Consider the following 24302-nt stretch of genomic DNA (forward strand, 5'->3'; position numbering starts at 1 on the left):
AGTGTCTTCACTGTGCTCGCGATCAGATGCTCCTCACTCATTTATAAGTGAATTCTTCTTGTTTGGATCGGATGAATGATTGCTATCATTCTGTCTTTAAATCGCAGAAAAGAATCGAGTCTGGAAGAATGATCTTCCATCTCTCTCCTATCGCTATGCGGCTCTCAAGGTACGCGGGTGCGACCCCGGGGACCGGGTGCTGCGGGGACTTATCCTGGCGGACATCTACCGGACGGGCTCCTGCCCTCTATTCGAGTTAAGTTGATCTCTCTAAGAATGTATCTCCCTAGAAAGGAGGTGATCCAGCCGCACCTTCCGGTACGGCTACCTTGTTACGACTTCACCCCCCTCACCCTCCACACCTTCGGCGCCTCCCCCCTTGCGGTTGGGCCGGCGACTTCGGGTGCAGACGACTCGGGTGGTGTGACGGGCGGTGTGTACAAGGCCCGGGAACGCATTCACCGCGGCATGCTGATCCGCGATTACTAGCAACTCCGACTTCATGGGGGCGGGTTGCAGCCCCCAATCCGAACTGGGGCCGGCTTTCCGGGATCCGCTCCCCCTCGCGGGGTGGCATCCCTCTGTACCGGCCATTGTAGCACGTGTGCAGCCCAGGGCATAAGGGGCATGATGACTTGACGTCGTCCCCGCCCTCCTCCGCCTTGACGGCGGCGGTCCCGCGTGGGTTCCCGGCATCACCCGATGGCAACACGCGGCGGGGGTTGCGCTCGTTGCGGGACTTAACCCAACATCTCACGACACGAGCTGACGACAGCCATGCACCACCTGTATGGGCTCCTCTCGGCCACGGGGTCTCCCCCGCTTCACCCATATGTCAAGCCCTGGTAAGGTTCTTCGCGTTGCTTCGAATTAAGCCACATGCTCCGCTGCTTGTGCGGGCCCCCGTCAATTCCTTTGAGTTTTAGCCTTGCGGCCGTACTCCCCAGGCGGGACGCTTAATGCGTTGGCTGCGGCACGGGGGGATCGTCCCCCCACACCTAGCGTCCATCGTTTACGGCTGGGACTACCAGGGTATCTAATCCTGTTCGCTCCCCCAGCTTTCGCGCCTCAGCGTCGGTCTCGGCCCAGAGGGCCGCCTTCGCCACCGGTGTTCCACCCGATATCTGCGCATTCCACCGCTACACCGGGTGTTCCACCCTCCCCTACCGGACCCAAGCCGCGGAGGTTCCGGGGGCTTCGGGGGGTTGAGCCCCCCGCTTCGACCCCCGGCCTGCCGGGCCGCCTACGCGCGCTTTACGCCCAATGAATCCGGATAACGCTCGCCCCCTACGTATTACCGCGGCTGCTGGCACGTAGTTAGCCGGGGCTTCTTCTGCAGGTACAGTCTTGACTCTTCCCTGCTGAAAGCGGTTTACGACCCGAAGGCCTCCGTCCCGCACGCGGCGTCGCTGCGTCAGGGTTCCCCCCATTGCGCAAGATTCCCCACTGCTGCCTCCCGTAGGAGTCTGGGCCGTGTCTCAGTCCCAATCTGGCCGGTCGGTCTCTCAACCCGGCTACCCGTTGTCGGCACGGTGGGCCGTCACCCCGCCGTCTACCTGATGGGCCGCGGAGCCATCCCCTCCCGTCGGGGCTTTAGCCGGGGTGCCATGCGGCACCCCGGGGTATCCGGTATTACCCGTCCTTTCGGGCGGCTATCCCGGGGGAGGGGGCAGGTTCTCCACGTGTTACTCAGCCGTTCGCCACTCGCTTCCCTCCGGAGAGGGGTGCCGTTCGACTTGCATGTGTTAGGCGCGCCGCCAGCGTTCATCCTGAGCCAGGATCGAACTCTCCGTCCAAAATGTATGGGCTTCGAGCCCGTCCGGTCCTCACAACTATTAGCTGATCGGTTCCGTTCGATTCATATGGTTTTAGTATAGGAAAAGGAATTTCTCGGGGCCGCCTCTCGGCGGCCTTGCGAAAAACAAATCCAAGTTAGACCATTTCAAATGGTTCGATGTCTGCCCGGATGCGACACTGAATGTGTCCATCCTCGCAGTATCCGGTTCTCAAGGTGCACGCCTGGCGGCTGATCCGGTCCGACCGGGCCGCGCGGCAAGGAGATATATTGCCAGACCCGAGGGGCGCCGGGGACGGGAATCGCGCACTCCATATTTTGTTCACAAATGAATAGGTCCCTCAGTCGCATCACTGAGGTTAGAACTGAAGCATTGGCTTCTGATATTGGCGATGACCAGCTGGTTTATAGGTGTTAAGGCATCGGTCATCTCTGGAGCGCCACTTTACTCCAAAAGCATCAGCTATTTCTTTCCCGTCGGTAAAAGGCAGGTTTTGTTCGCCAAGCGTTCTTATATATAGAGAAGTTCGGGTTCGAACCCGTGGCGCGGCAACAAAAAAGCGACCAGCCGGAGCCGATCGCTTTCTATTCTATGCTGGATCATCCAGAGGGCGCTTCCGAACTCATTTTCTCGCTGCCATTCATGCTTTCGAAGCATCGTTCGACCTCCACGGCCTCATGTTTTGAGGATCTGCCGTGTTTATCACTGTTATTAATGAGTGTGTGGAAGTGATCCTCATACAGATACGTGCGATCCGCCAGAGAACTGAGAAGCATCTCTCTGCAGCCCTCGTTGCCCATCCTCGCATCTCTCAGGTCTTCCGGAAATTCACAAGCAGTCTTAGAGTCAGTTTGTTTCCGTTTTCAGAGACTTGTTTGAGAGTTTTTAAAGACAGTTCAAAACAATAAGTGAGACACCATAAAGCAGAGCAAGATGTGCCGGATAGAAAATGTAGAAGAAATATTTCAGGTTCAGCCCTCGCTTGCCATTATAAAGATTGATCAGCAGCAACGAAACGACCGCAGCAGCAACATCAGGATTAAATACATTTGCTGTAGCAAACTCAAATCCGCCGCCAACTATATGGCATGACGAAAGGAGCACTGCGCACGCTGCAGCAAAGAACATCTTGACCTTGCTGTCGTGGAATAAATAGAATGCAGCCACAAGCAGAATGCCATACACACCGCCATCTAGTTTAGTGTATTCAGCTGCCAGTGCTGTCAAAACAATCAGAGCAGTTTCTGCGATGTACCTTTTCCATTTTGAAAGACTTTGTATCTTTTCCAGAATAATCAAAAAGACCAAGCAAAGCAGGAGCTCACACATAACATTTTGTTGCCGAAGGTCAAATAGTTGCCCGGTTTGAACGAAATCGTATATGGGTTCCGCAATGATTGCGAAGACAAGCATATTTCGCAGGTACCTCTTTATGTCATGAGTATGCAAAAATCCCTCAACTATCAAAAAGCAAAATAAGGGAAATGCAATTCTGCCAAGAACATGAAGCACATCCGAAGCCTCGCTTAGAATCGCCCACTGTTCGTCTGATATCTGATTGTACGATGCGTGAGTCATGATTCCATCGGTCAGGACGATCCTGCTTACATGATCGAGAACCATCGAAATGGCTGCTATTATCTTTAATGTGCTGCCGCTAATTCCGCATCTATCTGTTTTCATTTCGTTTTCCTTTCTTTGGGTGGGCCGTCAGGGGTTCAGCCTGCTCCGCAGGCGGCCGCTGCGGCGCTTTCGCGCCTTGCGCGCTGCGCTGGCAAACGCTCACGCGTTTACTCAGCTCCGCGCCCCGACGGGTTCGAACCCATGAAAAGGCGACAAAAAAGACGGCCAACCGAAGTTGACCGTCTCAACAATCTTTGGGTGGGCCGTCAGGGGTTCGAACCCTGGACCTTGGGATTAAAAGTCCCCTGCTCTGCCAGCTGAGCTAACGGCCCGCGGGTGGCATTGTACCACGGTCTGGGACTATTCCCAACTCCATTGACCGTTCTGGAAAATCACAACTTCACGTCCATCAGGCGTAATGCCCGTAATATCGATGTCGTCCGTGCCGATCATAAAATCGACGTGCGTGCTCGAGACGTTAACGCCATGCTCCAGGAGCTCCTCCTTGGACATGTCATACCCACCCTCGATGCATTCGGGGAAACCGACACCTAGCGCGAGATGGCAGCTAGCGTTCTCGTCATAGAGCGTATCGTAGAACAGAACACCACTTTCGCGGATCGGCGTGTTCTTGGAAATGAGCGCGACCTCACCCAGATGAGCGGCGCCTTCATCGGTGTCAATAATGCTCGCAAGCGTCGCCTTGCCCACGCGGGCATCGTAGTCCACTACGCGGCCGCCCTCGAACTTAATCCAAAAATCGTCGACTTTATTGCCGTGGTGGATGAGCGGCATGGCCGAGTACACGATACCGTCGGCGCGCATGCGATCGGGCGAAGTGAAGACTTCCTCGGTGGGAATGTTGGGGAAGAAGGGGTGCCCTTCGGGCGTCTTGCCCTTGCCGCCGGCCCACTCGTGACCTTTCGTCATGCCAATCGTCAGATCGGTTCCATTTGCCGCGGTGTAATGCAGGTAGTCGAAACGATTGTCGTTCAGAAAACGCAGGTTCTTTTCGAATGCGGCGTCATGGAGTTCCCAGTCGCTCTCTGGGTCCTGGCCATCGGCGCGCGCGGTGTGCAGAATCGCATTCCACAGCTTATAGATTGCAACCTCATCGGCGTCTCCCGGGAACACCTCGTGCGCCCAAGCCACGACCGGAGCGCCGGCGATGCACCACGGATTGATGTTGTAATCCAGTCCACGGCGGAAAACTTTGCACTGCGTATTCCTCGCCTTGGATGCCGCGGCTGGCTTGGCTGGATCGATGCCCTTGAGGGCCGCAGGATCCGCACCCTCGATAAAGACAAAGCAGGCACCATCCTGGGCCAAGGAATCCAGCTGCATGCGCTTCCACTCGGGCGTCTGCTCAAAATAGCCTTTCTCGACATGCTCGTACGTGAGCCTCGTCACGGTATCATCGGCCCAGATGACCGTCACGTGGCCGGCGCCGGCAGCATAGGCCTCCGCGACCACCACGCGCGCAAACGGCGCGCACTCGACCGGAGACTGAACGACGACCTCCTGGCCGGGCTTAACGTTTACGCCCTTGCGGACGACTAGGCGCGCGTAGTTTTTAATCTTGGGCTCCAAGGCCTTCATGCTCTCCAGAGCCTCTTCGACCGTCAGGGCAGCTCGAATCATGTGCCACTCCATCTATCTATAGAACAGTAAAAAGGCGCGCCGCAAAAACGACGCGCCTTATATCTTAGCGATAAGTATGTATGCAAACGCTACTTCTTCTTGGAGTCCTTCTTGTCCTCCTCGGCAGCTGCGCGCTCGATAAGAGCGTTGAGCTTGTTCTCGGACATGCCCTCGGCCTGCGCGCGGTACATGTTGCGCAAGGGACGAATACGAGCGAAGTCGTAGATAAAGTCACCTAGGATGATGACATAGGACAAAACGATGCCGACCATCTGGACAGGGCTGGACACCATGCCAGCGGGAGCGAAGTACAGCGAGGCCCAAATTGCCACGACGAGCACCATGCCAATGGCGAGCACAATCCACCAGATGCGACGGCGCTTGGTGTAGTCCTCGTCCTGCTTGAGGAGGATATTCGACACCGTATAGATGCGGTCCTCCTTGGCGCGCTGCTTAGCCTTGCGGGCGCGCTTCTCCTCTTTAGAGAGGCCCTCGAGGTTCTCGCCCTTCTCGAGCTCTTTGCGGCGTGCCTTAGACGAAGCCGGCACGACGCGAACGGAGCCCGCTGCTTGGCGGGCGGGCTTAGCAGATGCGGCAGACTTGCGCGCAACCCCGGTAACTTCGTGGGATTGCGTGCGCTTGTTCGTGGCGCTACGGGTACTCACTTATGCGTTCTCCTTCATGCTTGTGAACTGGGAGCCCGTGATGATCTGGAAGGCCTCGCGATAGCGCTCGGACGTGCCATCGATGACCTCGGCGGGCAGGTGCGGGGTCTCCCCCGTCATATCCCAGTTGGCCTTGAGCCAATTGCGGACGAATTGCTTGTCGTAGCTAGGCTGGATCTTGCCCTCCTCGTAGCTGGCAGCAGGCCAGAAACGGCTGGAGTCGGGCGTGAGGCACTCGTCGATCAGCGTGACCTTGCCATCAATAACACCAAACTCGAACTTGGTGTCGGCAATGATGATGCCACGGGTCGCGGCGTACTCGGCAGCGGCCTTGTAGATCTTGAGGGAAAGGTCGCGAATCTGCGTGGCGATGTCCTCGCCCACGATCTCGCAGCAACGCTCGAACGAGATGTTCTCGTCGTGGTCACCGATCTCGGCCTTCGTGGACGGCGTGAACAGCGGCTCAGGAAGCTTGGAAGCCTCGGTCAGGCCCTCAGGCAGCTGGATGCCGCAGACGGTGCCGTTCTCGTCGTAGGTCTTCTTGCCCGAACCGGTCAGATAGCCGCGGACGATGCACTCGATAGGAATCGTCTGGGCCTTCTTAACCAGCATGGCGCGGCCAGCGAGATAGTCACGATACTCGGCAAACTCCTCGGGGAAATCCGCCGGGTCGATGGAAACGAGATGGTTGGGGACGATGTCGGCAAACTTATCGAACCAGAATGCCGAGATGCGATTGAGCACCTCTCCCTTAAACGGAATCTCGTCGGGAAGAATGAAGTCGAACGCAGAAATGCGGTCGGTGGCGACCATCAGCAGGTTTTCACCGGCATCGTAGATATCACGAACCTTGCCACGGGAATCCGGACGACGCTCCATCGTTGTCACGTGAGTCACTCCTTACCTAAATACGACAGAAATGCGGGTTCTTTCCCGCATGTTTTCGCAAACTCGGAGCGGCAGGGACGCAGCCCCTCCTTCACCGAATAGCGAAAAGCTAGTGCTCCATTGTAGTAGATGCCGCGTCTGCCGTGTGCTCGCGGGGCAGATGAATTGTAAAAGTCGTACCCTTTCCAAGCTCCGACTCCACTGATATGTAGCCATGGTGACGCTCGACGATCTGCTTGGTCACGGCGAGGCCAACGCCCAGGCCACCAGCTTCGCGGGCGCGGCTGGCATCGGCGCGCCAAAACCGCCCGAAGATGCGCGACAGATCGTCCTTGGCAATACCGATACCGGTATCCGAAACGGCAATACTGACATGCTTGCGGTCACTGAGCACCGACACCACGACCCAACCGCCCTCGGGGGTGTAGCGCATGGCGTTGCTCATGAGGTTGATGACGCATTGCGTGATCATGTCGGGATCGGCTTCGACGACATCGTCGTGACCCTGGGTCTCGTCCGCAAAACGCAGGCGCAGATCGCGGTCGACAAACAGGCGCTCCTGGGCATTGACGATGGAACGCACGAAAGGAACCATGTCCACCGGCTCAAGGTTGAGCGGAGCCGTGCTGTTTTCCATGCGCGACAGGTCGAGCATCTGCTGCACCAGACGAGCCAGGCGACGCGTCTCGGAAGCGACCGTCTCCAGGTGCTCGTCGTCGGTGGGGTACACGCCGTCTTGCATGGCCTCGACCGTTGCGAGCATGGCCATAAGCGGCGTGCGAAGCTCGTGTGCAACGTCTGAGGTCAGGCGCTTCTCGTGTTTCATGTCCTTCTCGAGCGAAGTGGCCATCTCATCGAAGGTCTCACCCAGCTGATCAATCTCGTCATCGCCGCGCAAGCCCGTACGAGCAGACAGATCGCCATCGCGAATTTGCTTGGCCGTGCTGGTAATACGGTGAATCGGCTTGGTGAGCATGCGCGACACGAGCGATCCGATAACGACCGAAATGCAGATTGCAACAACTGCGGCGAGGGCCATGGCGTTAAAGGTCTTCTCCCTAAACGCAGAGTCCGCCTTGGTGAGCAGAGCGTCGGAGCCGATGGCCCACAGCTTTACTTGTCCGACATGCTCGCCGGAAGACGTTATGATTTCGACGTTAGCAACGCTATCGGAGTCGGTTGGAGCAGACGAGACCGGGCTATGCGATGCCCTCTTGCCGCTCGTTTCGTCGGTCGTAGCCTGGTTTTCGCGTACATCGGCGGTGGCGCTTGCCGAGGGCCAGGAATCGTCATAAACGATCACGCCCTTTTTATTGACGACCTGCATACCCAGATCGTCGGAAACCAAACTCGACGTTGCAACCGTGCGCAGTTCCCCCGCGGTCCAAGAGCCGTTTTCCTCATATGAGGTTGCCAACTTCTCGGCAGCGGAATTTGCGATTTCTACGATATTGGAGCGTGTGTAATCCGAAAAGACCGTGCCCCACACAACGGAGACAACACCCACCAGCACCAATACCGTCATGAGCGATGTCAGAGCAAAAGCAAGTGCCATGCGCGAGGGATAGCTCATCGTTGGCCGTGAATCGGAACGAGGCGTGTTCCAACTAGCCTTGGAACCCGCCTCGCTCTCCTGCTTGTGCTTTTGTCCGATTTCAAAGCGCGCAGGTGTCATATGTGATTTCCCTATTTCTCGTCCGACTTATCGGTCTTGGCCGGAGCCTCGAAGCGATAGCCGACACCATGGACGGTGTAGAGCCACTTGGGCTTCTTGGGATCATCGCCCAGCTTGGCGCGAAGGTTCTTCACGTGGCTGTCGATGGTGCGCTCGTAACCCTCAAAGTCATACCCGAGCACTTTCTCGACCAGCTCCATGCGGTTATACACACGGCCGGGATGGCGGGCAAGCGTGGTGAGCAGCTTAAACTCGGAAGCCGTCAGATCGACTTCCTTGCCCTCGACCAAAATCTTGTGGCCCGAGATATCGATGACCAGATCGCCGAAGTCGAGTACCTCGACGGCTGGCTCGTCGGCCTGATGGGCACGGCGGAACAAGGCGCGTACGCGCGCGACAAGCTCGCGCGGCGAGAACGGCTTAATCAGATAGTCGTCGGCGCCGAGCTCAAGACCGATAATACGGTCCTCGATCTCGCCCTTAGCCGTCAGCATGATGATGGGGACATCCGAGGTATCGCGAATGGTGCGGCAAACGCGCTCGCCGGGGATCTTGGGGAGCATAAGGTCGAGCACGACCAGGTCAAACTGATGCTTCTCGAACTCCTCGATCGCGGACTGGCCGTCGCCGACGCCCACAACCCAGTAGCCTTCGCGCTCGAGATAGGCAGCGACGGCGTCACGGATTGCCTTCTCATCCTCGACCAGCAGAATCTTTTTTGCATCTGAAGCCATAACACGGCCCCCCTGTCTCAATTAGCTAAGAACAAGCCCATTTTAACGCACCTGAACCCGCCGGATGCCACTATGACGCGGCAGCTCGGCGGGCGGTACTCACAATTACAACGCGCTTATTCCCCTGTTGGCGCCTTTTTAACCCCTCTAAGCTTAAAGAGAGAATAGGCGTGCGGTGACCGTCTCTGGTATACCCTGGCTGTTGCGCACCGTGGCGTACGTAAGGAATGAGTCCGATTTTCCCGCCGTAGCTGGATAATCGCCATACTCCAGGGCTCGGTCGGGCGACAGAAGCGAGCCGTAGGTCTTAGCCGAAGTGTCAATCAAAAAATGCGACGCCTGGACTTTAACCAGGTATTTATTTTTCCTTCCCGCAACGCACGCGAGCGGCTCACGCGAAAGGAAGAGGTATGGACCGCCCTCGTTACCGATATAGGTGCCCATATTGCCCAGGCTACCCACACCGTTATACGTCGCCTCAATGGAGAACACGAAGGTGTCGCCCATATACACGGCCTCGAAAGGCGAAACCGACGAAGGAAGCACCAGCTGAGCTCGCTTCGTATTGTTGCCGTCAGTCAGGTCGATCGCCGTCATACCGTAATAGACGCCCTCATCATTGTGCACGCGGGGCGAGATGGTCAGGATGCCGTCGCTCACACGCGGGGCGGATGCGAAGCGGCCCGTCGACTTCCAAATAGTCTCAGGCTTGGACTCGCTGGGCGACTGACGGTAGCAGTACGAATCGTTACTCGTCTTGCTGCCGCCGGACGAGGGCATCTTATACCAGATGACCGACGACCCATACGCTGTGAAGAGCGGCGGATCGTAATTTTCGCCACCGCGATCGAGCTCGACAGCGTTGCCGGTAAGGGAGGAGCCTGCAAGGTTTTGCGCATAGAGTTTCCAAGACGCATTGGCAAAGTTCATCTCGACCCACGCGAACACGCCATCACCCGCGCGAACGTCGTAAAACGCATAACCGGTTCCCTCAACGGGATCCTCGATAAGTGTGGTAAGCGAGCCATCGCCCAGGTTGAGCACACCAAGCGTATTGGCATGCAGGGCAGAAGCAGGCGCCATCATCGCCGCGGCGTAATCGCCGTCGCAGTAGTACAGCAGCGTACCCAGAGGCAGCGTCCACGACGCCGCCGGCTCAAGATCGATGTCGACTGCCTCGTACTCATCCGTAATCGAGATGATTTTGGAATCGTCCTTGATAACCTGCGGCTCGCCGGCGGCATCATCGCTGGTGCCCGTTTTTTTCGAGCATCCGGCAAGCACTGTGGCAGCGCCCGCGGCAGCCCCTCCGAGCACAAAGCCGCGGCGCGATATTCCGTTCTTGACGTGGTCGGCGATACCCATTAGGCGATCTCGGCGCGAGCGGCCTCGATAGCGCGTGTAAGCTGGTCGGCGCAGGAGGTCTTTTTCATACCGCAGGTATTACCAGCGAGAACCTCGATTACACGATCGGCAGGAGCACCCTCGACCAGCTTAGAGATAGCCTTGAGATTGCCGTCACAACCGCCGGTAAACTCAACGCCCAGCACCTTGCTGCCATCGTCAGAGAGATTGAGGTGAATATTGCGAGAGCATACACCCTGCGGCTTGTAGTCAAAACTAATCATTGAGATCCCCTCTCAGAAAGAAATTTCAGACGTCTATTATCCCCGCCTGGGCCGACTTATTATCGCAAGCACCGATTCAACATCCTACGATGCATGGACTCGCGGGGGCAAGATTAGCAGTCCGCACCCTGTGCGTGGACCGTGCGCTTCTCCCGATACATATTGTGGTCGGCGACACGATATACATCGGCCAGCGTATTTCCAGCCGTCTCGACGGTCGCCACGCCAATCGATGCGCTGACCGTCAGGACCTCATCGCTTACCGCGGCAAGACCGAGACGAAGATCCTGTTCCAGCCCGAGCGCAGACTCGTTGTCAGTATGGGGGCAAACCAGCAAAAACTCGTCGCCGCCAAGGCGCATCGGCAGATAATCCGCACCAGCCACCCGCCGCAGCACGGACGCCGTCCGTCGCAGCAGTTCATCCCCCATCTCGTGACCATAGATGTCGTTGGTCCGCTTGAGATAATTGCAGTCCAACATAATCACGCTCACGGGCAAGTCCTCGTTTACCAGGCTATCTCCGCGCGATTCAAGATAGTTGCGGTTGCGAAGCCCCGTCAGTTTGTCTTGATATGACAGCTCCTCGGCATGCTTGACCATCGATATGTTGTGCGTCGCCACGACGACCGACTCCAGCCGGCCTTGCTCATCGCGATGCTGGGGGACAACCTGTAGCGAGTACCAAGCGCCTCGACAATCTCGCACCTCGGCAGCCAAGTACGGTACGCCCTCCATACGTTCACGAAGCGAACTTATATCTACGAGTCCCACAACCGCTTCGCGGCTTTCGGGGCTCACGATATCCCGGCAGACCGTGTCCATAAAGTCATATGCCTCGCTGTGCTCGGCAAATATTTTCGCTATCGCCGGCGACATATTGATCCCCTCGATCTCGAGGGTGTCGAGATGCAAAAGGAAGGTCGAATCGTAGATGGCGCTTATGGCATTGATAATGCCGAGCTGTTTATCCTTTTCGACCAAATTGCGGTGGTCAACGATATTTCGAGCCAACAGCACCACGACCCAAAACGCAAGACACACCAAGACGCCGACGGCGACAAATGAAATCCTGTCAGACATGACCTCAGATTTGGGATATAGCGCAAACAGGCGGTAGTCCTTATATGCCGCACGCACGGCATACCATTCGTCTCCTCGATATTCGATGCGCGTCAGGCCGTCGTCTTTCCACTCAACTCCTACGCTGGTGAGGAGTCGGGCGAGCGACACGTCAGCATCGGCACTGTTGGATGAGACAATCTCCGCATCCTCCATAACAAGCACCGTGGGACCCTGGTGGAAGGTACTGTTCGAAAGCACGTCGGCTATGGCATATGAATAGTCGTCCGCCGTATCGGAAACAAGTGAGCGGTATGCCAGGGCAACGCCGTCGCCATACGGAACAGCACAGACGGCAAAAACGACACCACGGCGCTCATCGACAGTTGAGTAGGTCACTTTGGAACCTTGATACATCGATGCGACCGGCGAACAGGCCAACTCATCTCGCCACAACATGAGCGGATCGCGACCATCGATGTCGTAGTGGGCAGCCATATGGCCATCGGAGTCCATGACCATCAGCCCCGAAAGGTTCTCGGCATGGACAAATTGCTCGATAAGATCGTCGTTAACCTCAACGCGATCAGAGGACAGGAACGTCACAAACGATTCGACCGCGGCGAGCAAATCGTGCGTCGCCTCGGTTTTTCTCCCCTGTTCGTAGCGGTCATATTTTTCGCAAGCGTTCTCCAAAAACACCATGGTTTCTTGGCCAAACCCAAGCGTTTTTTCGAGGCAGCGATGGGTTCCAACCGTATACAACAGGCCTAACAAGACGGCGCTGACAATAACGCTGGCAGCTATGACGTTCAGAGTCTTTCGACTCAAGCGGTGCTCATCAGTTGTCATGAATTTCCTCCTTGCCCGCCCGTCGTCGCTCCTGTCTTGTAATTGCCCACAATACGGTCAATCGTGCCATCTCGATCCATGTCGAACAGCGCGGTATTGAGATCCTTTACGACCGATCCTTCATAGCTGTCATCAAACGCGACGCCCAGGTCAACCGTCATAACATTGTCGGCAAACACACGGTAAACGCCGGGATACTGAGCAACGAGTCGGTCAAGCGACTGGACATCCGCCATCCAGCAGTCAACGTACCCTTTGACTAGAGCGGCTTTGCAGAGTTCGGCAGAGCCATATGATTTGATTTGAACGTCCGACGAGACCCCCAGATCCCCCGCAAGCAATCGGCGTTCACTCACCGAACCCGCAATCACCGCAATGGTCTTACTTCCATCGAGATGTGCCAAGGACTTGATGCCACTCGTTTTCTTGGCGGCAACCGAGACCGTCACGGTTAGATACGGCTCGGTCCAGTAATACTTATCCTCGCGATAACAGGGAGAATAGTCACACCACAGGCAATCGATATCACCGTTTTTGAGCAGCCGGTCGCGATCGTTCCAGTCAATATCGACAAACTGTGGCTTGAGCCCCGCACGCTTGCAGGCCTCGCGGGCGATGTCGATATCGATACCGGCGTAATCGCCCGTGGTATCGACATACACATAGGGGTCGTTATCCGTAACGCCGATTTTGAGCACCGGGAGATCTCTATCGGCTTCATTCGAGGAGGAAGAACTGCTTCGAACGGTATACGTCAGGGCGCCCGCACAGACGGCAACAAGGAGTATGAGCGTAAACGAGACGATGGTGGCCCGCTTGATGCGTCTGGGCACGTGCCCCCTTTCATCGAAACAGCAGTCGGAGTTCATTTTATTACCCGGGCGCATATGCGACAGTAAAAAAAGCGCCTCGCCCAAGACGGGCAAGGCGCCAAAGGTTGAAATGCATCCGCAAGCGGTCGAATTAGGTTAACCCTACTCGAAGCTCAGCTGCTCCAGGCGATCGAAGACCGTATCGATGCGGGTGAGGAAGTCCCACGGATCAAAAATCTCGTCGAGCTTCTCCTGGCTGACGGTGCAGCGCGGATCGGCCTCGAGACGCTCCTTAAAGGTGGGGCCAGAGACACAATCCTGCACCTCGTGCCAGGTGGCCATGGCGTTCTCCTGCACAATGGAGTACGCATCCTCGCGGGTGATACCCGTATCGACGAGGGCAAGCAGGACCTTGGAGGAGAAGATGAGGCCGCGGGTCTTGTTGAGATTGGCCATCATGCGGGCCGGATACAGCTGCAGGCCGTCGATAACGCGAATGAGGCACTGGAACATATGGTCAAGCGCGATGAAGCTATCGGCCTGGGCGACACGCTCGGCGGAAGAGTGCGAAATGTCGCGCTCGTGCCACAGGGCGACGTTGTCGAAGGCGACCTGGGCGTTGGACTTCACGACGCGCGACAGACCGCAGACCTTCTCCATGGTGATGGGGTTGCGCTTGTGTGGCATGGCGGAGCTGCCCTTTTGGCCCTTGCGGAAGGGCTCCTCGGCCTCGAGTGTATCGGTCTTCTGCAGGTTGCGGACCTCGGTCGCGATGCGCTCGCAGGTGGCCGCTGTAGTGGCAAGCACGCCGGCAAGATAGGCGTGGTGATCGCGGCTGATGACCTGCGTGGACAGCGGGTCGTGAACCAGACCCAGGTGCTCACAGACGTACTCCTCGACGAACGGCTCGATGGAGCTGTAGGTGCCGACGGCACCGGAGATGGCACCGAAGGCAACGTTCTTGCGAGCATCCTCAAGACGATCAAGGTCGCGCTTGAGTTCCCATGCCCAAGAGCCAAACTTCATGCCGAAGGTCATCGGCTCAGCATGGATGCCATGGGTGCGGCCAGCGCAAAGCGTATTGCGCTCCTCGAAGGCGCGGCGCTTGCAGATCACGCCGAGCTTCTTGACGTCCTCGATAATCAGGTCACACGCCTGAGTAAGCTGATAGCACAGAGCAGTATCACCCAGGTCGGAGCTGGTCATACCGTAGTGAACCCAGCGGCTGGGCTTGGGGTCGCCCTCGGGAACATCGGCGTCGATGTACTCCTTCATGTTGGTCAGGAAGGCGATGACATCGTGGCGCGTGACCTCCTCGATCTCATCGACCTTTGCCTTCTCAAAGTTGGCATGATCGCGGATCCACTGGGCCTCGTCTTTGGAAATACCGATCTTACCGAGCTCCGCCTGGGCCTCGCAGGCCAGAACCTCGATCTCCTGCCAAATGGCGTACTTGTTCTCGAGGGAGAAGATGTGTCCCATCTCCGGGCGGGTATAGCGATCGATCATAGCGGCTCCTTTTTGGTTATTGGCACGTTGGTCGTAACCCAACCATTGTACCGTGCGCAGGTGCAAGTATGGGCAGCAGGCATGAACCTAACATTTTGGAATTGGAGCGGGCATGGGGACATCCGCGTATTTGCTTCGCAAATCCGCACCGGCTGCGGTCGATCTCCTCGGATTCACGGAGACGATGGGGAAGACTTTGTTGAATTGGCCGTCCCAAGGTCTCCCGCGCTCGATGGAGCGGGCAACGGGACGTCCGCGTATTTGCTTCGCAAATCCGCACCGGCTTCAGGCGCCTGCCGGCGCCTTCGCCTGCTCGCTACAAACGCTTCGCGTTTGTTTTACGCTCGCACCCTGGCGGGTTCGAGTCCCGGCGCTTTATTGAAAAAAGCACGGCACCGTGATGGTGCCGTGCTTGTGCTCTTAACTGGAGCGGGCAACGGGACTCGAACCCGCGAGTGTCAGCTTGGGAAGCTGATGCCTTACCACTTGGCGATGCCCGCTTGTGTGTTGGCTAGTATAACGCGGTTGTCTTGTTCGATACAAGGGTGGTAATGCTTGTTTTAACTGTGGAGATTCGTTTGAAAATCGCGTCAATTGTGGAGATGAGGACCTTTGACCTCCTGTTCTCCCTATCTTCTACCTGCGCTTTTGCTTGATTGTTGTATTTGAGCTCAATTTGTCAGGAATTGGGCAAGCTTTTGGTCAGGCTCCGGTACTTACCCGCATGAACCTCGGGGGTAGCCTCATCCTACGCGTCGCAGCCTCCCCGTGCGGCGCACGAGGGATAAGGAGCAGCCATGTCCAACGCACCCACGCACTCTGTCCACAGCGCAATCACAACAGGTCCGCTGCTCCTGCTCCTCTTCCTGCTTTTCGGCTGCCTGGCACCGGGAGCCGCATTTGCCGTCGATGGCTACGACCAGCTCGGCTTCCGCACTATTAGCGATGATTGTGGGCCCTTCTTCATCGGCAAGTATGAAGCTCAAGACGCCTCGATTGCCTACTGCATGAACCAGGAGCGCCCCGGCCCCACCAAGCCGGGCGGCCCATGGCTCAACTTTGATCAAGGCTGGGTGTGGCTCGACGACGAGTTCGCGGCAATCGTTTGTCACGGATATCCTACCGCCACGTCGTTTGGCGGTTACCATCTTTCACCAGATCGCGCCCGCGCCGCCACCCAGCTTGCCGTATGGATGCTCAACGGCACTACCCATGTCGACGGCACCTACTCCTACACGACCGCTCAGGGCAAAACCAAGAGTGGACACTTTACCGCCGACAATGAAGTCTTGGCGGCTGCGCGATGGCTCCACGACAGCGCAAAATCAGGAAGCATCAAAGCCGCTCCGCACCGCGCGCGGCGCTATCTAGGAGCCGTATCGGGCGGCAGCAAACGTCAAGACATGCTCTATGTGCTGCCGGCGGTCTCTGTTTCCTTCCAAAAGCAGTCTGCAAACGCTGCCATTACCAGCGGAAACAATACTTATCAGTTTGACGGGGCAACATTCGATGTTTTTGAGAGCGCCAGCGGCGCGCGTGTCGGCACCATCCAGATGGACAGCAACGGTCGAGCGCAGGCAGCACTTCTGCCCAATACGGCATACTACCTAGTTGAAACGAAGGCGCCGGCCGGCTATGTCCCCCGTCGTGATCGCATCGCCTTTACCACGGGGAATGACGGTGGACAGGTCGCCATTGAAGAACAGCCCGGCACCATCAACCTGTGTATCGTAAAACTCGATGCCGCGACGAATGCCGGACCCCAGGCTGGAGCTTCACTTGCGGGAGCAGAGTTCACGTGCGTGTCGCAATCCACCCCCGGATGGGCGCAAACCCTCACAACCGATGAAAGCGGTCGAGCTACCCTCACCGATGTCCCCCTAGGAACCTTTACCATCTATGAGTCAAAAGCCCCCGAGGGCTACCTGCCAGCCAACGACAGCTGGTCCTATACCGTTGGAGCCGACCAGCTCGGTGATTCAGGCGTGGTCGAGATCGAATCGCGCGTTTCCGATATCCCCATTGCGTTTGACCTTGAGATTTCCAAATTCAAGGACTACGGCAATAGCGATCAATCCGGCCTGGAGCAGCCGGCAGGAGGTGTTGTCTTTGAGGTTGTCAGCAACAGCTCTCAGCAGGTTGTTGGCACACTGGCCACAAACATCTATGGCTTTGCCTCCACCAAAGATCAGTCAGAAGCATGGTTCGGCGCAGGCAAGCGACCCGCCGGTGTCCACGGAGCCATCCCATGCGACCGCGCCGGCTACACCGTTCGCGAGGTTCCGGAAACCGCCCCCGAGGGTTTTAAACGTGCAGGGGAATGGACCGTCGGGGCCAATCAGATTTCCGACGGCGCCGAGCTTCAATATATCGTGGACAACCACGCTCTGTCGACGCATCTCCAGATTGTAAAACGCGATGCCCAAACAGGCGCTTCTGTTCCGCTAGCCGGATTCACCTTCCAACTCCTCGACAGCAATCACAAACCTGTCTCACAAACATGCTGGTATCCAGCACATAATGTAATGGACACCTTTACGACTGACGCGACCGGCACCGTCACACTGCCCGAATCGCTCGTGCCGGGCACCTATTATGTACGCGAAACCTCGGCCAAAGAGCCCTATCTTGTCGGTGAAGAGATCGAGGTAAACATACCCGCCGACATGAACCTAACGCCCATTGCAATCGCCTCGTATTATGACCACGCCGCGACCGGAAACATCAGGATCGTTAAAACCGATGCCGTAGACGGCAGCAGCCTCGCGGGCGCCATCTTTGAGATCCGTGCCTCGGGTGATATCGTGCGCCCCGATGGTAGCATTGCCGCGCTCGACGGTGAGACCGTCGCGACGGATGAAACTGGAGAGGCACGCGCGGACGACCTCCCGCTGGGATCTGGCACCGCACGCTACGAGGTTGTCGAGACTCAAGCGCCGGCAGGCTTCTTACTCGACCGGACGCCCCATATCGTAAACCTCGCTTATGCCGACCAAAAAACGCCCGTTGTAGAAGCACGGCTTAACGTATCCAACGATTACACCAAGGTTGATATCTCCAAGGTCGATGCAAGCGGAAAGCAGGAAGTGAAAGGTGCACAGCTCACCTTATATGGTCCCGATAAAACCGAAATAGACTCCTGGACCTCATCCGACAAGCCACACCGCGTCGAACATCTTGCACCCGGCACCTACTCGTTGCGCGAAACGATGTCTCCGCGGACCTATGACCTTGCCGAGGAGATAACGTTTGAAATAAAGGATACGGGAGAAGTCCAATCCGTCGCGATGAAGGATGCGCCCATCGAGATCAAAGGACAGGTCGACAAGCGCCAGGAACTTGTCCAACCTATCGGGAAGGGTCTGCTGGCCAACGGCGATGGTAAAAATCGCGCCGCGACGCAAACCAATACGGACGGACTTTTCTCCTATACCATCGACGCTCGAAACGATTCAGCTACCTGGGTTGATGAGTTTACGATTACCGATGATCTTGAGTGTGCCAAAGACGGCACGGCGAGATTCGTCTCAATCGAAACCCCCGTCGCCATCGGCGACCTCAACGGTCTGTGCAACGTGTGGTATCGCACGACGCCGTTGGACTCGACAGACGTCGATGGGCCGGCAAACGCGACGCTTGACGATGGGCACGAAAATCCTTGGCTTGAGTCCGACGAAGTAAAAGAGAGTCTGGGTGAGGATTGCCGCCTCGTCGATTACGACGGCTGGCACCTCTGGAAGGCGGATGTCTCGACCACGGAATCCACCACACTCGAGGCGAAAGAACTTGACCTTGCATCCAATACCGTCGTAACGGGCATTCGCATTGAATACGGTGCAGTAGCCGCCGACTTTACGACTCGAAGCGATGTGGATTCTTGGACCCGTGATGATCTCAAAGATGAGCACGACGACCTTGACGATGCCAAAGCAATCCTTGGCACAGACGCTCGGGGCGCAGCCGTGCACATGCAGGCAACGTCGGCTTATACGCCCCAAACCGCACTCACCAACAGCGCGCGCGTCGATCTTTGCCGCAACGGCGGCGGCGATAAACTTGAGTCACATGACGAGGACCGTGTCATTCAACGCTGTACCCTACCGCAGGACCTACCGGCAACAGGATCAGTTCCCATCGCCGCCTGCATCACCGCGCTTCTGACCTCGGGTGCCGCAGCCTTATGGTTCGCTCGCCTTAGGTCAATCCCAAAGAAGCGCTAGCGCGATGAAAAAGCGGGCGAGCCAGTCCCCCGGCTCGCCCGCTTTCAATCATTTAAATCGCCGTATCTACTCTGCAGACGAAGATCCACCATCAACGATTGCTTGCTCGGACTCAGGAATCCCATCGGCACCCGTGCTCTGTTCTTGCTCCACCTCTTCGCTGATTGCGGAGGCGGGGGTCGAGCCCTTCGCGCCCACGATATAGGCGGCTCCAAACCCCAACGCAATGGCAATCAAGGTCAAAATCACGTAGACAGGCCAATGGCGCTTAATATACGAAAACACGTTGACTCCTTAGAGCTCCGTCTACGAACGGCGGATAACCTCGGTCACGACCTCGGATACCGTGGCAATGTTCGTCGGGTTGACATTGTGGGGCAGGTCGTCCTCGGTACGAGCACAAGCCAGGCGCGTGCCGTCCACGCCGGCGATGGTGAGGGCTCGGCGGCTCGCCTCGAGCGCGGCGTAGGCATCGGTCTTGGCATAGGGCATCTCGAGCGCGCCACAATCGACATGGAACGACTTGCACACCTTGCTGACCAGGTTCATGATGCGGCGATCGCCCTTGAGCAGCTGCTGTTCGCCCTCAACCGTCACCACCGAAAGCCTACCGGCGCCGACGGATTCAAGATTGATGAAGAAGACGCCGCGGAGCTTATCGCGATGCGAAGCCAAGAAGGCCTTCATGCCGGCGCCATCACAATCCGAGGCGCCCGTTGCCACAAACCAGATATCGTGACCGAGCAGCTCATCGTCACCCATAGAGGCGACAGCCGAGAGCATATCTTCGGAAGAAGCGCCGTCGGAAGACGTAGCGCCGCCCTTCCAGCCATCGTTGTCGTCCTCGAAATTATCCCACGAACCGATACCGCGACCGGACTTCTTGGCATCGTAATCGTCTTCGACGCCCAGCCAGTCACTCATGCTGTCCTGTTCGTTTTTCTTTTTACGACCGAACAGGCCGCCCAGGCCGCGCTTGCGAGACTTGGGTGCCGCAGGGGCGGGAGCCGAAATGGTCTCGATCGGCTGTGCGCCCGACGCAACGGGCATAGGAGGCGCAACGGGTGCCGATGTGGGTTCGGGACCCTGAGCGGTAGCAAAGGGGTCGTTGACCTGTGCGGAGGGATCGGGAAGGTCGAACAGCGACGTGCGAGACGCAACGTTTGTCTGCTTCATCGACGGCAGCGACGGATCGGGGACCGAAGCCAGCGGAGACGAGGAGGGTGCAGGCGACGGTGCCGACGCCGGATCGGGAACATTCATCTGCGGACGCGGCGATGCTTGGGAGGAAATCTGGGCCATAAGGGAATCGACCGTTTCGTCCTGGGTGGGAGCGACATTGGCAACCGTGGCACCGGAACCACTCGAGGTCGGCATGGTGAAAATCTGCGTGGAGTAAGGCCTCGACTCATCCGTCTCGGGAGTCTCGGAAACCGCAGGCACTTCCTCCTGCTCGACCTCGGTCGAATCACCTTGATCGGCTGCCGCGTATTGCTCTTCGTCAGAGTTGGCCTCGACGGGCTCGTCCTCGGCGACATCTTGGATTTCGGCAGCATCAATAGGCTCGTCATCGTCTGCCGCGTCGCCCTGCTCATCGGAAACAGGAAGGGGCCCGGCAATCGCGGTGCCTTGCTTTTCAAACGTTATCGTGGAATCGAACTGCGCGGCATCAAACGACATGGTGCTATCGACATGTTGCTGAGCCTCGAAAGACGTCGTCGCCTCAGCAACATCCGCGGACGCCGGTTGCTGAGCCTCAAAGGACGTTGTAGCTTCGGCGGCGTCGACAGGCACGGACTGCATAGCCTCGTTCTGCTCGAACTCTTGCGCCGCGCGCTCACGTGCCGCCTCGGCTGCCTGCTGCTGAGCGATAGCCTCCTGCTCGGCAGCCTCGCGTGCGGCAGCGCGCTTCCCCTCGAAATCGTCGACAAATTTCCTGCCCTTTGCAAGCGCACCCTTAAAGAAGTTGGAAGCGCTGGCGCCAATCGAAGAGAACGCGGATGCAATATCGGCATGGGGCGTTGCCGCGGGAATCTCGGCCGAGAAATCAGTATCGCTCTCGTAAGACACGCGCCTCGGCTGTTCAGCGTAATCGTCGTCAGGCTCGTCCGTAACGTCTTGCGCCGGCGCGGCGGGAGCCAAAATGTCCAGTCCTGCCGCGGGATCGATCGCGGACACCGCCTCGGGCTCGGCAACGGCAGCGGCAACCGCGGCAGACTCATCATCCACGGCGACAACGGGCGCAGATGCAGTCACGACGGGGGCAGGCTCGGGCTCAAACGTCGGCTCCTCGCCTTCCTCGTAATCGAGCGTGCAGGACTCGGGAAGCATTCCGAACGCACGGATGGCATCCGAACCAAAGCGGATGTTGCCGGCGGCATTGCGATAGAGCCTGGGCTCGGGCTCGGCCGCGACAGGCTCCTCCGCCGGCTCGGCAGTGGGAACCTCGTCATTGAACTCTTCGGCCTGGACAGCCTGATTCTGATCCTCGGGCACGATGGCGCCAATCAGCGTCTCGTCGGCAGACGCACCTTCAAAGCCCTCGATCTGCTCGTCGAAAGCCTCGCCCTGTTCGGGCTCGGTCTGAGCGTCGGGAGCAATCGGCTGACCGAACTCGTCCTCGGCGTAGGTAGGCTCTTCATACTCGATGGTGTTGCCGTAGTCGTTTTGCTGTTGGGCCGCGGCATACTCCGCTGCTGCGCGCGCTATCTCCTCGGCACGACGCTTCTGCTCCCCAAAATAGGTATCGAACGGAACATCGTCGGGAAACTCGTTTTCGCCCTGGAAGGGAGCAACGTTGTCCATAACGCCGAGCATAGCGGCGACAGAAGACTTGTTACACACTGCGCCGGACGTATAGGGAAGCACAAAACGGTTAGAAATGATGTTTGCCGCGTTGGCGAGCGCAACGAGGGAAGCGAGGATCGCGACAATCCACAGCAGAACCTTGAGCGCGCCGGGGAGCGGCAGGATACGCAAGATGGCAACGGCAGCAGGGGCAACCGTGGCAACGGGCAACAGCTTGGCGATGAGCGCACGATACGAAGCATAGGGCTCGCGGGCGAGCAGCTCAGCACGGGGAGAGTCGTAGTGTGCGACAACGACCACCGGGCGGTTGCGCGGAGACGCGAGCGGGCCCGAGGCCTTGTGGTAGGCGATGACATTTTGGCTCACGCCCGTCTTGCCCAGGCGCGAAACCACGGGGTGGCCCGTGCGCTCGAGCACGTAAAGAACGGCACCGACAATGGCCAGCAAGGTGCCGACCAAGCCGATGCCGCCGCCGATGCCCATCAGCAGGGCGCCGGCAAACGCAAGAATACCGGTAACGGCAAATGCCAACCTGCTGGGCGCCGGGGCATTGAACTCCTGAACCTCGGGATCAAAGCCGTGGTTGCGGAAGATCTGAGCGATATCCTCGGCAGCCAAGCGCTCTTCTTCGCTGCATGCCGGCGTGATGCCGGTGTTCTGCAGCAGGTGGTTAATATAGTTCTGGGTGTTCGCCATGTGCGCTCCACATCCATAATCCGACAAATAGGCCCAATGCATGCACATTAGAACCGTATATAGTCGAAAGTATACCCCGAGCGAGCGCAAACGACCGAATTCGGGCCATCTTAACGCCCCGAGCGGACAAGGATATAGCCTAATCTCCATATCGGACTAAAATCATGGCAGCAAACCACCTTCTCATGCGAGGACTCTATGACGGCAAGCGACGCGACCGCGACAATTAAAAAGGGGAATTCGGAGCCCAGTTTCGATAAAACGGCTCAGCGCATCCTCAATCTTTTCTTTGTGCTCAACAGCTCCCCCGAACCGCTGACGACCGAGCAGATCGTCTTGGATTCTGACCTGGGATATGGCTCGGGCAATATCGACTCGGATAAGCGCAAGTTTCGGCGCGATCGTGACAAACTGCTCGAACGCGGCATCTTAATCAAGGAGGTTCGCCCCGCCGGCGCGCAGGAGACCGAGGAAAGCTCATGGACAATCGACCGCGAGCACACGTTTGCGGCAGGCGGCCTCATCACCGCAGACGACGCCGATATCCTGCTCAACGCTATCGACCAGACAATAGCGGGCGGCTCATCCACTTTTGCCGCGCCGCTTGCCGATATTCGTTCCAAGATTGCCTACCTCACCGGCAGGACGACGGCGGACGAAGCACCGATCCGCCGCTCTCCCACCGTCGATGCGGTATGGAGCGCCTTTGCCGAGCGATGCGCGCTGCGATTTTTATATCAGAACGGACGCGGTGAGCAGAAAGAGCGCACCGTCTGCGTCTACGGCATGTTCGAGCGCGAGGGCGTTGCGTACTTCTGCGGCCTCGACAATGCCACCGACGACATCAGGACATTCCGCTGCGACCGTATCGTTCGCGCTTGGCGTCCTTCGAAGGCCTACGCCATCCCTGCAGACTTCAATCTCAACGACTACCTGTTCTTTGAATTCGATTTTGCCGACCGCCCGCCCGTTGCGGCTACGTTCTCGTTCGCCCCGCAGGCGCAGATCGATATGATCAACGGCCTCACGCGCGGGCGAGGTGAGCTCGCACACACCGATTCGGGATGGACTTGGACCGTTGACGTGCGCGATCTTGAAGCCGCCGCCTCATTTTGCATGGCCCACGCCATGGACGGCATGAGGCCCATGGCCCCCAAATCGCTCAAGCAGGCGTGGAACCACCTCATTGAAAGGACGGTGCACGAGCATGCCCGTGCGTAAACTCACCAGCGAGCAGAGGCTCTCGCGCGCCATCGACATCATGGAGGCCCTCTACGCCGCCGGCGAGAGCGGCATGACACGAACCGAGATTTGCAGTCGCTTTGACATCACGGGGGCGTCGCTCGACGAGATTCTCGAGATCGTCTCGACGCTCGCGGACCGAGAATCGGGTGCGCGTATCATCTGCGAATGCCACGGCGAGCGCGTGGTCCTCACCGGTGACGCCGGGCGTGTACTACCGCTGCGCCTGAGTGGCGCCGAGGGCGCTGTGCTCAACCACGAACTTGAATCGTTGGGGATCGAGCCCCAGGCGGCGGCTCGAATTCGACATGCTCTTCTACCCGAAGAGCTCGGCTATAACCAGCACGTCTTTGACACCGTCAACCACGGGTCGCACTGGCAGCAGCTGAGCTGCGCCATTCAGGACGGCGTTCGCTCATATGACCCAATCCGCTGTCAAGAGCCACAATGGC

16 protein-coding genes, 2 tRNA genes and 1 rRNA gene are annotated in these 24302 nt (G+C 57.9%); 3 read left to right on the forward strand and 16 right to left on the reverse strand.

Annotated features, from left to right (window positions below):
* Window positions 1-290 precede the first annotated feature (290 nt).
* The 14 genes from DWZ52_RS07500 to DWZ52_RS07565 form a co-directional block, all read right to left on the reverse strand.
* Window positions 291-1796: ribosomal RNA gene (locus DWZ52_RS07500) — 16S ribosomal RNA — on the reverse strand.
* Window positions 1797-2681: 885 nt separating this feature from the next.
* A complete protein-coding gene (locus tag DWZ52_RS07505; RefSeq protein WP_118385242.1) occupies window positions 2682-3479 on the reverse strand; it encodes a TraX family protein in 798 nt (265 codons plus the stop codon).
* Window positions 3480-3678: 199 nt separating this feature from the next.
* A tRNA-Lys gene (locus DWZ52_RS07510) sits at window positions 3679-3751 on the reverse strand.
* A gap of 28 nt (window positions 3752-3779) precedes the next feature.
* Window positions 3780-5060 (reverse strand): aminopeptidase, encoded by a 1281-nt coding sequence (locus DWZ52_RS07515; RefSeq protein ID WP_118385243.1) that lies wholly within the window; start codon window positions 5058-5060, stop codon window positions 3780-3782.
* A gap of 89 nt (window positions 5061-5149) precedes the next feature.
* Window positions 5150-5725, reverse strand: coding sequence for a hypothetical protein (locus tag DWZ52_RS07520; protein WP_118385244.1), 576 nt, complete (start codon window positions 5723-5725; stop codon window positions 5150-5152).
* Window positions 5726-6604 (reverse strand): phosphoribosylaminoimidazolesuccinocarboxamide synthase, encoded by an 879-nt coding sequence (locus tag DWZ52_RS07525; protein ID WP_035136481.1) that lies wholly within the window; start codon window positions 6602-6604, stop codon window positions 5726-5728.
* Window positions 6605-6722: 118 nt separating this feature from the next.
* Window positions 6723-8168, reverse strand: a complete 1446-nt coding sequence (locus tag DWZ52_RS07530) for an ATP-binding protein (RefSeq protein WP_370448278.1) — start codon at window positions 8166-8168, stop codon at window positions 6723-6725.
* 131 nt (window positions 8169-8299) lie between these two features.
* Window positions 8300-9022: a response regulator transcription factor gene (locus DWZ52_RS07535; protein WP_006236208.1), complete on the reverse strand. Its 723-nt coding sequence runs from the start codon at window positions 9020-9022 to the stop codon at window positions 8300-8302.
* 153 nt (window positions 9023-9175) lie between these two features.
* Entirely contained in the window at window positions 9176-10387 is a 1212-nt protein-coding gene (locus tag DWZ52_RS07540; RefSeq protein ID WP_118385246.1) for a twin-arginine translocation signal domain-containing protein, read from the reverse strand.
* A complete protein-coding gene (locus tag DWZ52_RS07545) occupies window positions 10387-10650 on the reverse strand; it encodes a TIGR03905 family TSCPD domain-containing protein (protein WP_089572560.1) in 264 nt (87 codons plus the stop codon). Before DWZ52_RS07545 ends, DWZ52_RS07540 begins: the two co-directional genes overlap by 1 nt.
* A gap of 113 nt (window positions 10651-10763) precedes the next feature.
* Complete coding sequence (locus DWZ52_RS07550; protein ID WP_117637909.1) at window positions 10764-12563, reverse strand: GGDEF domain-containing protein; 1800 nt, start codon at window positions 12561-12563, stop codon at window positions 10764-10766.
* Window positions 12560-13396 carry an ABC transporter substrate-binding protein gene (locus DWZ52_RS07555; protein ID WP_158551316.1) on the reverse strand — a complete coding sequence of 279 codons (837 nt, stop codon included), beginning with the start codon at window positions 13394-13396 and terminating at the stop codon, window positions 12560-12562. The genes DWZ52_RS07550 and DWZ52_RS07555 overlap by 4 nt, the downstream gene beginning before the upstream one ends.
* Before the next feature lie 141 nt (window positions 13397-13537).
* A complete protein-coding gene (purB, locus tag DWZ52_RS07560; protein ID WP_118385247.1) occupies window positions 13538-14884 on the reverse strand; it encodes an adenylosuccinate lyase in 1347 nt (448 codons plus the stop codon).
* Window positions 14885-15309: 425 nt separating this feature from the next.
* Window positions 15310-15384 (reverse strand) — tRNA-Gly (locus DWZ52_RS07565).
* A gap of 297 nt (window positions 15385-15681) precedes the next feature.
* On the opposite strand from DWZ52_RS07565, the gene DWZ52_RS07570 reads away from it, so the two are divergent.
* Window positions 15682-19104, forward strand: a complete 3423-nt coding sequence (locus tag DWZ52_RS07570; RefSeq protein ID WP_118385248.1) for a SpaA isopeptide-forming pilin-related protein — start codon at window positions 15682-15684, stop codon at window positions 19102-19104.
* A 66-nt stretch (window positions 19105-19170) separates the two neighbouring features.
* Here DWZ52_RS07570 and DWZ52_RS07575 read toward each other — a convergent pair whose 3' ends face one another.
* Together DWZ52_RS07575 and DWZ52_RS07580 are read right to left on the reverse strand one after the other, a co-directional pair.
* A complete protein-coding gene (locus DWZ52_RS07575; RefSeq protein ID WP_022094153.1) occupies window positions 19171-19389 on the reverse strand; it encodes a hypothetical protein in 219 nt (72 codons plus the stop codon).
* A 21-nt stretch (window positions 19390-19410) separates the two neighbouring features.
* Entirely contained in the window at window positions 19411-22608 is a 3198-nt protein-coding gene (locus DWZ52_RS07580) for a hypothetical protein (RefSeq protein WP_118385249.1), read from the reverse strand.
* Window positions 22609-22806: 198 nt separating this feature from the next.
* On the opposite strand from DWZ52_RS07580, the gene DWZ52_RS07585 reads away from it, so the two are divergent.
* On the forward strand, window positions 22807-23829 hold the full coding sequence (locus DWZ52_RS07585; RefSeq protein ID WP_118385250.1) for a YafY family protein: 1023 nt from the start codon (window positions 22807-22809) through the stop codon (window positions 23827-23829).
* Window positions 23816-24302 (forward strand): hypothetical protein (locus DWZ52_RS07590; RefSeq protein WP_147352149.1); only part of this gene is annotated, 487 nt, incomplete at its 3' end. The genes DWZ52_RS07585 and DWZ52_RS07590, both read left to right, overlap by 14 nt.

It is taken from the genome of Collinsella sp. AF33-16 (assembly GCF_003475325.1).
GTDB lineage: Bacteria > Actinomycetota > Coriobacteriia > Coriobacteriales > Coriobacteriaceae > Collinsella.

Bases quoted from the DNA above. Each gene is read 5' to 3' on its own strand.
- DWZ52_RS07505 (WP_118385242.1), bottom strand. From the start codon at position 3,479: ATGAAAACAGATAGATGCGGAATTAGCGGCAGCACATTAAAGATAATA.
- DWZ52_RS07515 (WP_118385243.1), bottom strand. From the start codon at position 5,060: ATGATTCGAGCTGCCCTGACGGTCGAAGAGGCTCTGGAGAGCATGAAG.
- DWZ52_RS07525 (WP_035136481.1), bottom strand. From the start codon at position 6,604: ATGGAGCGTCGTCCGGATTCCCGTGGCAAGGTTCGTGATATCTACGAT.
- DWZ52_RS07530 (WP_370448278.1), bottom strand. From the start codon at position 8,168: ATGGCACTTGCTTTTGCTCTGACATCGCTCATGACGGTATTGGTGCTG.
- DWZ52_RS07535 (WP_006236208.1), bottom strand. From the start codon at position 9,022: ATGGCTTCAGATGCAAAAAAGATTCTGCTGGTCGAGGATGAGAAGGCA.
- DWZ52_RS07540 (WP_118385246.1), bottom strand. From the start codon at position 10,387: ATGGGTATCGCCGACCACGTCAAGAACGGAATATCGCGCCGCGGCTTT.
- DWZ52_RS07545 (WP_089572560.1), bottom strand. From the start codon at position 10,650: ATGATTAGTTTTGACTACAAGCCGCAGGGTGTATGCTCTCGCAATATT.
- DWZ52_RS07550 (WP_117637909.1), bottom strand. From the start codon at position 12,563: ATGACAACTGATGAGCACCGCTTGAGTCGAAAGACTCTGAACGTCATA.
- purB (WP_118385247.1), bottom strand. From the start codon at position 14,884: ATGATCGATCGCTATACCCGCCCGGAGATGGGACACATCTTCTCCCTC.
- DWZ52_RS07570 (WP_118385248.1), top strand. From the start codon at position 15,682: ATGTCCAACGCACCCACGCACTCTGTCCACAGCGCAATCACAACAGGT.
- DWZ52_RS07580 (WP_118385249.1), bottom strand. From the start codon at position 22,608: ATGGCGAACACCCAGAACTATATTAACCACCTGCTGCAGAACACCGGC.
- DWZ52_RS07585 (WP_118385250.1), top strand. From the start codon at position 22,807: ATGACGGCAAGCGACGCGACCGCGACAATTAAAAAGGGGAATTCGGAG.